This is a genomic window from Cellulosimicrobium marinum (assembly GCF_020551945.1).
GTDB lineage: Bacteria > Actinomycetota > Actinomycetes > Actinomycetales > Cellulomonadaceae > Cellulosimicrobium > Cellulosimicrobium marinum.
Window position 1 is genome coordinate 18,312 of the sequence record NZ_JAJBZH010000001.1, and the last position, 10,507, is coordinate 28,818.

The window sequence follows — 10,507 nt, forward strand, 5'->3', positions numbered from 1 at the left end:
GCGCCGTCGCCGGGCCGGCCGGGCGGCCGGCTACCGCGTCGTCGGGCTGTCGTCGAGGTCTGCCCCGAGCGCGTCGACGTCCGCGCGGCTCAGCGGGACGACGTCGCGGAGGGACTCCCCGCGGACCCACCGTCGGCGTCGCGCCCGGCCCTCGGGGACGAGCAGGACCCCGGTCGGTCGGCCCTCGGCTGTGATGGCGACCGCCTGCCCGGCCTCCAGGACGTCGTGGACGACCGCCTGCGGGTTCCGGCTCAGCTCGTCGATCCCGACCGTCTGCATCTCGCGAGGCTACCGCCGCCGCGACGGCCGACCCGCGCCGTCGGGCCCGGTGTCTCCAGGTTGCCCGACCTCTGGGCCGGGAGAACACTCGACGGTATGGACGGTGTGGAGTACGACCAGTTCGTGGACGAGTACGGGTGGCTGTTCGGCGGGGCGGCGCTGGTGATCTACCTCGTGGTCGCGTTGCTGTTCCTCGTGGCGTACGTGCGGATCATCCAGAAGGCCGGGTACTCGGGCTGGTGGATCCTCATCGCGCTCGTGCCGGTGGTGAACGTGGTGATGTTCCTGGTGTTCGCGTTCTCGCGCTGGCCGGTGCTGCGCGAGCGCGACGCGCTGAGGTCCGGCGGGCCGTACCCCCGCTGAGGGGCAGCTGTTGGAGGTTCTCTCCAAAGCGGTGCGGGGGACGTTGGCCGACACGTCGGGGGCGCTCCCTACGGTGTCGTAGCCTACGCTTGCGTAGGCTACGGAGACGTAGGTTCCGACGGCGCCCGGTCACCCGGACGCCTCCTTGCCCCCGAGCGCGGCGGCCACCGGCCGGTGCGCACCGAAGGAGAATCGCGTGACGGACGACGCGAGGAACACCACGAGCACGCCCGACCTCCCGGACCTCGCCGGCGGGCCCGACGACGCACCCCTCGTCCAGCTCGTCACGCCCGCCGGGGCCCGGGTCACCACGCCCGAGACGGACGCCTACCGTGAGCGCGTCGCGCACCTCGACGCCGCGGCCCTGCGGGGCCTGTACCGCGACATGGTGCTCACGCGGCGCTTCGACGACGAGGCGACGTCGCTCCAGCGCCAGGGCGAGCTCGGCCTGTTCGCGCAGTCGCGCGGGCAGGAGGCCGCCCAGATCGGCTCCGGCCGCGCGCTCGCCGCGCAGGACTACGTCTTCCCGTCCTACCGCGAGCACGGGGTGTCGCACGTGCGCGGCATCGACCCGGTCGACCGCCTGCGGCTGTACCGCGGGGTCGACCACGGCGGCTGGGACCCCACGGTGCACAACGTGCACCTGTACACGCTCGTCATCGGCTCCCACGCGCTGCACGCGACCGGGTACGCGATGGGGGTCCAGCGCGACGGCCTCGTCGGCACCGGTGACCCGGACCGCGACACGGCCGTCGTGGCGTACTTCGGCGACGGCGCGACGTCCCAGGGCGACGTCAACGAGGCGCTCGTGTTCGCGGCCGTGAACAACGCGCCCGTCGTGCTCTTCTGCCAGAACAACCCGGGGGCCAGCTCCGAGCCCACGACGAAGCAGACGCGCGTCCCGCTCTACCGCCGCGGCGGCGGGTTCGGCGTGCCGAGCGTGCGCGTCGACGGCAACGACGTCCTCGCGTGCTACGCGGTGACGGCCGAGGCGCTGGAGCGCGCCCGGTCCGGCGGCGGCCCGACGTTCGTCGAGGCGTTCACCTACCGCATGGGCGCGCACACGACGTCGGACGACCCGACGAAGTACCGCTCGCGCGCGCAGGAGGACTACTGGCGTCGGCGCGACCCCATCGACCGCCTGGAGGCGCTGCTGCGCGCCGAGGACGCGTGGGACGAGGCGTTCGCCGCCGAGGTCGCCGCCGAGGCCGAGGCGCTGGGAGAGCGGCTCCGGACGGGGACGCGCGCGCTGGCCGCCCCGCCCGCGCAGTCCATGTTCGACCACGTCTACGGGACCCCCCACGCGGTCGTCGAGGCCGAACGGGCGTGGTTCGCCGAGTACGAGGAGTCGTTCGCGGCGGACGACGCCGTCGCCGGGCAGGAGGCCACACGATGAGCACCACGAAGACGCTCACCCTCGCCAAGGGCATCAACGAGGGCCTGCGGCGCTCGCTGGAGACCGACCCGAAGGTCCTGCTCATGGGCGAGGACATCGGCGCGCTCGGCGGCGTGTTCCGCGTGACCGACGGGCTGCAGAAGGACTTCGGGGAGGACCGCGTCGTCGACACCCCGCTCGCGGAGTCCGGCATCCTCGGCACCGCGATCGGCCTCGCGCTGCGCGGTTACCGGCCCGTGTGCGAGATCCAGTTCGACGGGTTCATCTTCCCCGCGTACGACCAGATCACGACCCAGCTCGCGAAGATGCGCTACCGCTCCGGCGGGAGGCTCGAGGTGCCCGTCGTGATCCGCGTGCCGTACGGCGGCGGGATCGGCGCGGTCGAGCACCACAGCGAGAGCCCGGAGGCGCTGTTCGCGCACACCGCCGGGCTGCGCGTCGTGTCGCCGTCGACGCCGCAGGACGCGTTCACGATGATCCAGGAGGCGATCGCGTCGCCCGACCCGGTGCTGTTCTTCGAGCCGAAGGGCCGCTACTGGGAGAAGGGCGAGGTCGACCTCGGCGGCCGGGGCGAGGGCGCGCGCGTCCTCGACCGCGCCCGCGTGCTGCGGTCCGGCACGGACCTCACGCTCGTCGCGTACGGCCCGACGGTCGCGACCGCGCTGCGTGCCGCCGCCGCCGCGGAGCAGGAGGGCCGCAGCGTCGAGGTCGTCGACCTGCGCGCCATCTCCCCGCTCGACACCGCGACCGTGGTGGAGTCCGTGCGCCGGACGGGACGCTGCGTCGTCGTGCACGAGGCGCCGTCGTACCTCGGGTCGGGCGCCGAGGTGGCTGCGCGCGTCACGGAGGAGTGCTTCTACTCGTTGGAGGCGCCCGTGCTGCGCGTCGGCGGGTTCCACACGCCGTACCCCGTCGCGAAGATCGAGCACGACTACCTCCCGAGCCTCGACCGCGTGCTCGACGCCGTCGACCGCGCGTTCGCGTACTGACGCGGCCGCGCGAGCGCCAGGGACCCGGAAGCACCAGGAGGACACGCAGTGCCGACGTACGAGCAGTTCAAGCTCCCCGACGCGGGTGAAGGTCTCACCGAGGCCGAGATCGTGCACTGGCACGTCGGCGTCGGCGACCGCGTCACGGTCAACGACACGATCGTCGAGATCGAGACGGCGAAGTCGCTCGTCGACCTGCCCTCGCCCTTCACCGGCGTGGTCAGCGAGATCCTCGTCCCCGAGGGCGTGACGGTCGAGGTGGGCGTGCCCATCGTCGTCGTCGACACCGACCCCGACGGCACCGCCCCGGCTCCCGTCGCGCCCGCCGCGACCGTGCCCGACGGCGCGGACGCGGCCCCCGCTCGCACCGCACCCGCCGCGAGCGAGGGCGGCGGGTCCGGGTCCGTGCTCGTCGGCTACGGCACCGTCGAGCCGGGGACCGCGCGCCGTCGTCGCCGCACCGCCGCGCCCACCGACCTGTCAGCACCCCAGGGGTCCGGAGACCGACCGGCGGCTGACAGCTCGGCAGGGGAGCGCGCCGTCGGGCACGTGCACCTGCCCGTGCTCGCGAAGCCGCCGGTGCGCAAGCTCGCGAAGGACCTCGGGCTCGACCTCACGAGCGTCGCCGGCACCGGGCCGGGCGGCATCGTCACGCGCGAGGACGTCCTCGCCCACCACGAGCAGGCGAAGGCGCAGCCGCTCGCGACGTACGCCGACGACGACCAGCCGTGGCTCGCGTCCGGCACCGTCACGCCCGACGGTCGACGCACGCGCGTCCCCGTGAAGTCCGTGCGCAAGCGCACCGCCGAGGCGATGGTCACGAGCGCGTTCACCGCCCCGCACGTCACCGTGTTCCACACCGTCGACGTCACGAGGACGATGCGGCTGGTGCGCACGCTGCGCGAGGACCGCGCGTTCACCGACGTGCGCGTCACACCCCTGCTCGTCACCGCCAAGGCGCTGCTCCTCGCCGTGCGCCGCCACCCCGAGATCAACGCGAGCTGGGACGACGCCGCGCAGGAGATCGTCTACAAGCACTACGTGAACCTCGGGATCGCGGCCGCCACGCCGCGCGGGCTCGTCGTGCCGAACATCAAGGACGCGCACCGCCTCGACCTGCACGGCCTCGCGAGCGAGATCGCCGACCTCACCGCGACCGCGCGCGCCGGCCGGACGTCGCCGACCGACATGTCCGACGGCACCATCACCATCACGAACGTCGGCGTGTTCGGCATCGACACCGGCACCCCGATCCTCAACCCGGGCGAGGCGGCGATCCTCGCGTTCGGCGCGATCCGCGAGCAGCCGTGGGTGCACAAGGGCAAGATCCGCAAGCGCTGGGTCACGCAGCTTGCCCTGAGCTTCGACCACCGCCTCGTCGACGGCGAGCTCGGCGCCCGCTTCCTGTCCGACGTCGCGAAGGTGCTCGAGGACCCCGCCCGCGGCCTGGTCTGGGGCTGACCGGGGAGAAGTACCGCAGTCCCGCGAGGGAGAACCGCAGTGTTCCGAGGTAGAACGCTGGTGCGGTGGACCGGGGTCGGGCGGCCGCGCACGACCACCGTTCTACTTCGCGAGACTGCGGTTCTACGTCGGCCAACCGGGGTTCTCTCTCGCGGTACCGGGGTTCTCTCCTTCGCGGCCCGGCTCTCACAGGTGAGCGTGGCGCGGTGTGCGGAAGACCTCACACGGGGTTTACGACCCGCGGCGGCCGACGAAACACGGCGTTCCTAACGTCCATGTCACTGACAGGACCCGCCCGGAGGAGACGCCATGTCCGCGCCCACGAGCCCCACCACCCACGAGGGTGAGCAGTCCGCACAGCCCACCGCGGCCCGCACCGTCGGCGGGCCCGCCACGACGACCGCCGCCCCCACGACCACGGCGGCCCCCGCGCGCCGGTCCGGCCGGTGGATCGACCACTGGGACCCCGAGGACCCGACGTTCTGGCGCGACGGCGGCCGCCGGGTCGCTTCGCGCAACCTGTGGATCTCGGTGTTCGCGGAGTTCCTCGGCTTCGCCGTGTGGGCGCTGTGGTCGATCGTCGTGCCGCAGCTCCCCGCGGCCGGGTTCGCCCTGACGGTCGACCAGCAGTTCTGGCTCATCGCCGTCCCGAGCCTCGTGGGTGCGACGCTGCGCATCCCGTACACGTTCGCCGTGCCGGTGTTCGGGGGGCGGAACTGGACGGTCGTGTCGGCGCTCCTGCTGTTGCTCCCGACCGCCGCGCTGGCGGTCGTCGTGCAGAACCCGGAGACGCCGTTCGGCCTCATGCTCGGCGCGGCGGCGCTCGCCGGGTTCGGCGGGGGCAACTTCGCGTCGTCGATGGCGAACATCTCGTTCTTCTACCCGGAGAAGGAGAAGGGCAAGGCGCTGGGGCTCAACGCGGCGGGCGGCAACCTCGGGACGGCGGCCGTGCAGCTCGCCGTGCCGCTCGTCATCGTCGCCGGTGCGGGCATCGCGCTCGAGCGCGCGGGCCTCATGATGATCCCGTTCATCGTGCTCGCCGCGTTCCTCGCGTGGCGCTTCATGGACAACCTGTCCACCGCGAAGGCCGACCCGCGCTCGTTCGCCGCGGCCACCCGCACCCGGCACACGTGGATCATCTCCTTCCTCTACATCGGCACGTTCGGGTCGTTCATCGGCTACGCGGGCGCGTTCCCCATGCTGCTCAAGGGCCAGTTCCCCGAGGTGACGCTGTCGATCGCGTTCCTCGGCGCGCTCGTCGGGTCGGTCACGCGCCCGCTCGGCGGGATCATCGCGGACCGTGTCGGCGGCACGCGCGTCACCATCGCGTCGTACGGGGTCATGGCGCTCGGTGCGTTCGGCGCGATCCAGGCGCTGCAGTCGCACAGCTTCGGCCTGTTCTTCGGCTCGTTCCTCGTGCTGTTCGTCGCCACCGGGATCGGCAACGGCTCGACGTACCGGATGATCCCCGCGGTGTTCCAGGCGAGCGCGGTGCCCGGCGGCGCGATCGACGGCGCGGCGGGCGTCGACCCCGCCGTCCTCGACGCGGCCCGCGCCCGGGCCCGCAAGGCCGCCGCGGGATGCATCGGCATCGCGGGCGCGGTCGGCGCGTTCGGCGGGTTCCTCATCCCGCGCGGGTTCGCCGCGTCGACGAGCCTCACCGGCTCGCTCGTCCCCGCGCTGTGGGTGTTCATCGGGGTCTACGCCGTCATGGCGGTCGTCGCCTGGGCCGTGTACCTGCGCAAGGGGTCGGCGCTCGCGTCGGCCGGCATCTGAGCGCGGGACCGCACCGTGACGAGCGCACCCGCCGCGACGCACTGCCCCTACTGCGCCCTGCAGTGCGGCATGACCCTCACCCCCGTGCACGACGCCGCGGGCGCGCCCGGGCCGGGCGGCGACCGGGCGGCGTCGGGCACGGGGGGCGCACCGGTCGAGGCGGGCGGGCGCACGCGGCTGCCCGTCGAGGTCGCGCCGCGCGACTTCCCGACGAACCAGGGCGGCCTGTGCCAGAAGGGCTGGACGAGCGCGACCGTGCTGCGCGCGGGGGACCGGATCACCACGCCGCTCCTGCGCGGGCCGGACGGCGAGCTCCGCCCCGCGTCGTGGGACGCGGCGCTCGACGTCGTCGCGGGGCAGGTCGTGCGCACCCAGGCCGCGCACGGTCGCGACGCGGTCGCGGTGTTCGGCGGCGGCGGTCTGACCAACGAGAAGGCGTACGCGCTGGGCAAGTTCGCGCGCACCGTCCTGCGCACCGCGAACATCGACTACAACGGCCGGTTCTGCATGGCGTCCGCGGCGGCGGCGTCGAACCGGGCGTTCGGGCTGGACCGCGGTCTGCCGTTCCCGCTCGCCGACCTCGCCGGGGCCGACGCCGTGCTCCTCCTCGGCTCGAACCTCGCCGAGACGATGCCCCCGTCGGTGCAGCACCTCGCGGGCGTTCGGTCGCGGGGCGGGCTCGTCGTCGTCGACCCGCGGCGCAGCGCGACGGCCGCGCTCACCGGGGACGCGGAGCCGCGGGACGGTGTCGCGCCGGGCGTCGGGCCGGTCGGGGACCAGGGCGTGCACCTGCAGCCCGTGCCGGGCACCGACCTCGCCGTGCTCCTCGCGCTCCTGCACGTCGTCGTCGCGGAGGGCCTCGCCGACGTCGCGTACCTCACCGCGCGCACGACCGGGTTCGACGCCGTGCGCCGCTCCGTCGCCGCGTGGTGGCCCGAGCGCGCCGAGACCGTGACCGGGATCCCCGCCGAGCGGCTGCGGCACGTCGCGCGTCGGCTCGCCGCCGCGTCGCCGCTCCACGGCGGCGCGGGCGCCTACCTGCTGACGGGGCGCGGCGTCGAGCAGTCCTCGCAGGGCACCGCGACCGTCACCGCGACGATCAACCTCGCGCTCGCGCTCGGGCTGCCCGGCCGCGTCGGGTCCGGGTACGGCGCGATCACCGGCCAGGGCAACGGCCAGGGCGGGCGCGAGCACGGGCAGAAGGCCGACCAGCTTCCCGGGTACCGCAAGATCGACGACCCCGCGGCGCGCGCGCACGTCGCCGCGGTGTGGGGCGTCGACCCCGCCACGCTCCCCGGGCCGGGCAAGCCCGCCGTCGAGCTCCTGCGGTCGCTCGGTGCCGCCGACCGGTCCGACGGTGGGACCGACTGTGGGTCGGACGGCCGGTCGGACGGGGGGGCCGGCGGGGTGCGGCCGCGCGTGCTGTTCGTGCACGGCTCGAACGTCGTCGTCAGCGCGCCGAACGCGGACCGCGTGGTCGACGGGCTGCGCGCGCTCGACCTGCTCGTCGTGTGCGACACGGTGCCGTCGGAGACCGCGCTGCTGGCCGACGTCGTGCTGCCCGTGACGCAGTGGGCGGAGGAGGAGGGCACGATGACGTCGCTGGAGGGGCGCGTCATCCGGCGCCGGCAGGCGGTCGCCACACCCGGCGAGGCGCGCTCGGAACTGTGGATCCTCGCCGAGCTCGCGCGACGTCTCGGGTCGACGGTCGCGTTCCCCACGGACCCCGCGGTCGTCTTCGACGAGCTCGCGCGCGCGTCGGCGGGCGGTGTCGCGGACTACGCCGGGCTCAGCCACGCGCGCCTCGACGCCGACGAGGCCGCGGGCGGGCCGGGCCTGTTCTGGCCCGTCCCCGCGCACGACCCTGACGGGGCCGGGCACGCGCACCCCGGCACCCCGCGCCCGTTCCTCGACCGCTTCGCGACGCCGGACGGGCGGGCGCGCATGGTCGCCGTCGACCATGCCGGGCCCAGCGACGACGTGCGCCCCGGGAGCCCCGTGTACCTCGTGACGGGCCGTGTGCTGCAGCACTACCAGTCGGGTGCGCAGACGCGGCGCGTCCCCGAGCTGGACCGGGTCGTGCCCGCCCCGTACGTCGAGATGCACCCGCTGCTCGGCGAGCGGCTCGGCGTCGGCGACGGCGACCGCGTGCGGCTCACGTCGCGCCGCGGGCACGTCGAGGCGGCCGCCCGGTGGACCGACCGCATCCGCCCCGACACCGTGTTCATGCCGTTCCACTGGAGCGGTGCCGGGAGCGTCAACCGCGTCACGACGGACGCGACGGACCCGATCTCGGGCATGCCCGAGTTCAAGGTGTGCGCGGTCGACGTGCGGCGCGCACCGCAGGACTTGTCAGCGCCCCACCGGTCCCTGGTCCCGGCGGGTGCTGACAGGTCGGGAGAGGGGGACGCATGAGACGCGTCGTCGTGATCGGGCACGGCATGGTCGGTGCGCGGTTCGCCCAGGACCTCGTCGCGCACGCCGGGTCGTCGGCGGCCGCGGTCGAGGTCACGGTGCTCGGCGCCGAGGAGTACGAGCCGTACAACCGCGTCCTGCTCAGCGAGGTCGTCGCGGGCAAGGTCGACGTCGCGGCGATCGGGCTCCCCGCGGCCGACGACCCGGCCGTGACGGTGCGTCGCGGCACGGAGGCGATCGCCGTCGACCGGACGGCGCGGCGCGTCGTCACCGCGGACGGCGCGTACCCCTACGACGCGGTGGTCCTCGCCACCGGTGCGGCGGCGCGCGTGCCCGACGTCGCGGGCCTCGCCGACCGGCCGGGCGGGCTCCCGCGCGGCGTGCACGCCCTGCGCACGCTCGACGACGCGCGCGAGATCGTCGCCGCGTCGGTCAACGCGCGCAGCGCCGTCGTCGTCGGGGCGGGCGTCCTCGGCCTGGAGGTGGCGTGCGGTCTGGCGCGGCGCGGTGTGCCGGTGAACGTCGTGCACGGGGGCCCGAGCGCGATGGACCGTCAGCTCGACCCGGCCGCGGGGACGGTGGTCGAGCGCACCCTCGCGCGGCTCGGCGTGCGGACGTGGACGGGGGCGCGCACCGAACGGGTCGACGTCGACGCCGCCGGGCGCGTCCACGGGCTCGCGCTGCGCGTCCCCGACCCGCGCCACCCGGACCCGGGCGCTCTCCGCGACGTCGAGCTCGACGCCGACCTCGTCGTCCTCGCGTGCGGCACGGTCCCCGAGACCCGGCTCGCGCGGGCCGCGGGGCTGACGGTGGACCGGGGCGTCGTCGTCGGCGCGGACCTCGCGAGCCCGGACGACCCGCGCGTCTTCGCGATCGGCGACTGCGCCCAGCCGCCCGAGGGCGGGACAGGACTGATCGCGCAGGGGTGGGAGCAGGCCCGGCGGCTCGCCGCCGACCTCGCGGCGCGCCTCGCCGCGCTCTCCGCTCCCGCGGCGCGGGCCGGCGTCTGGCGGGGCGAGGAACGACCGGGCGGCGTCAGGCCCGACGGCGCGCCCCGCCCCCCGCGCGTGCGACTCACCGACCCGGGGCGTCCGAGCATGGCGCTGCGCCTCGCGACACGCGTCGTGGCCCGCCCGGTCATGGACCTGTCAGCGCCCCAGGGGTCGCGGGACCGTCGGAGCGCTGACAGCTCGCCGGGGCCCGGGGCGCTCCCGACGGACGTCGTGCGGGTCAAGGCGCACGGGCTGGAGATTGTGACGATGGGGGTGTGCGGCGCGCGACGCGACCCGGACCCCGCGCACCGCACGGTGACTCTGAGCGATCCGGCGTCGGGCCGGCACGTCGAGGTCGTCGTCGCGGACGGGCTGCTCGTGGGGGCGACGTGCGTCGGCGCACCCGACGTCGGCGCCGACCTCACCGCGACGTACACCCGTCGCCTGCCGGTGCCCTCCGACCCGGCCCAGCTCCTGCTGCGCCCGGTCGCGCAGGCGCCCGCGCCGGCGACGACGCCCACCCTCATGCCGGACCGCACCACCGTGTGCCAGTGCAACGGCGTGACCAAGGGCGACCTCGTGGGCTGCTGGCGCGACGGCGCACGGTCGGTCGACGACCTCGCCCGTGCGACGCGCGCCACGACGGGATGCGGCGGGTGCAAGGACGTCGTGTGCGGGCTCGTCGACTGGCTCGCGTCGGCCGACCCCGAGCAGACGTCCTCACACGACGACGGCACGGCGGGTGAGAAGACCGTTACGGACGGGCAACGACCGGTGCACGGTCGCGAAATCGCGGCTCCGTAGCGTCGTCGGTGGACGACTCGCCCCCGCTCACC

The 10,507-nt window shown here is 74.9% G+C and carries 8 protein-coding genes; 7 read left to right on the forward strand and 1 reads right to left on the reverse strand.

Annotated features, from left to right (window positions below; translation table 11 throughout):
• Positions 1-30: 30 nt before the first annotated feature.
• Positions 31-279, reverse strand: coding sequence for a type II toxin-antitoxin system Phd/YefM family antitoxin (locus LGQ04_RS00090; protein WP_229241453.1), 249 nt, complete (start codon positions 277-279; stop codon positions 31-33).
• Between the two features lie 96 nt (positions 280-375).
• On the opposite strand from LGQ04_RS00090, the gene LGQ04_RS00095 reads away from it, so the two are divergent.
• The 7 genes from LGQ04_RS00095 (at position 376) to LGQ04_RS00125 (ending at position 10,475) form a co-directional block, all read left to right on the forward strand.
• Positions 376-642: a DUF805 domain-containing protein gene (locus LGQ04_RS00095; protein WP_229241454.1), complete on the forward strand. Its 267-nt coding sequence runs from the start codon at positions 376-378 to the stop codon at positions 640-642.
• Between the two features lie 196 nt (positions 643-838).
• A complete protein-coding gene (locus LGQ04_RS00100) occupies positions 839-2,038 on the forward strand; it encodes a thiamine pyrophosphate-dependent dehydrogenase E1 component subunit alpha (protein ID WP_229241455.1) in 1,200 nt (399 codons plus the stop codon).
• Entirely contained in the window at positions 2,035-3,027 is a 993-nt protein-coding gene (locus LGQ04_RS00105) for an alpha-ketoacid dehydrogenase subunit beta (RefSeq protein ID WP_229241456.1), read from the forward strand. The genes LGQ04_RS00100 and LGQ04_RS00105 overlap by 4 nt, the downstream gene beginning before the upstream one ends.
• Before the next feature lie 48 nt (positions 3,028-3,075).
• The gene (locus tag LGQ04_RS00110) at positions 3,076-4,488 is read left to right on the forward strand and encodes a dihydrolipoamide acetyltransferase family protein (protein ID WP_229241457.1); all 1,413 of its coding nucleotides are present in this window, start codon (positions 3,076-3,078) and stop codon (positions 4,486-4,488) included.
• A gap of 309 nt (positions 4,489-4,797) precedes the next feature.
• Positions 4,798-6,264 (forward strand): MFS transporter, encoded by a 1,467-nt coding sequence (locus tag LGQ04_RS00115; RefSeq protein WP_229241458.1) that lies wholly within the window; start codon positions 4,798-4,800, stop codon positions 6,262-6,264.
• A gap of 69 nt (positions 6,265-6,333) precedes the next feature.
• Positions 6,334-8,679 (forward strand): molybdopterin oxidoreductase family protein, encoded by a 2,346-nt coding sequence (locus tag LGQ04_RS00120; protein ID WP_229242343.1) that lies wholly within the window; start codon positions 6,334-6,336, stop codon positions 8,677-8,679.
• Positions 8,676-10,475 (forward strand): FAD-dependent oxidoreductase, encoded by a 1,800-nt coding sequence (locus tag LGQ04_RS00125; RefSeq protein ID WP_229241459.1) that lies wholly within the window; start codon positions 8,676-8,678, stop codon positions 10,473-10,475. The genes LGQ04_RS00120 and LGQ04_RS00125 overlap by 4 nt, the downstream gene beginning before the upstream one ends.
• Positions 10,476-10,507: the final 32 nt, after the last annotated feature.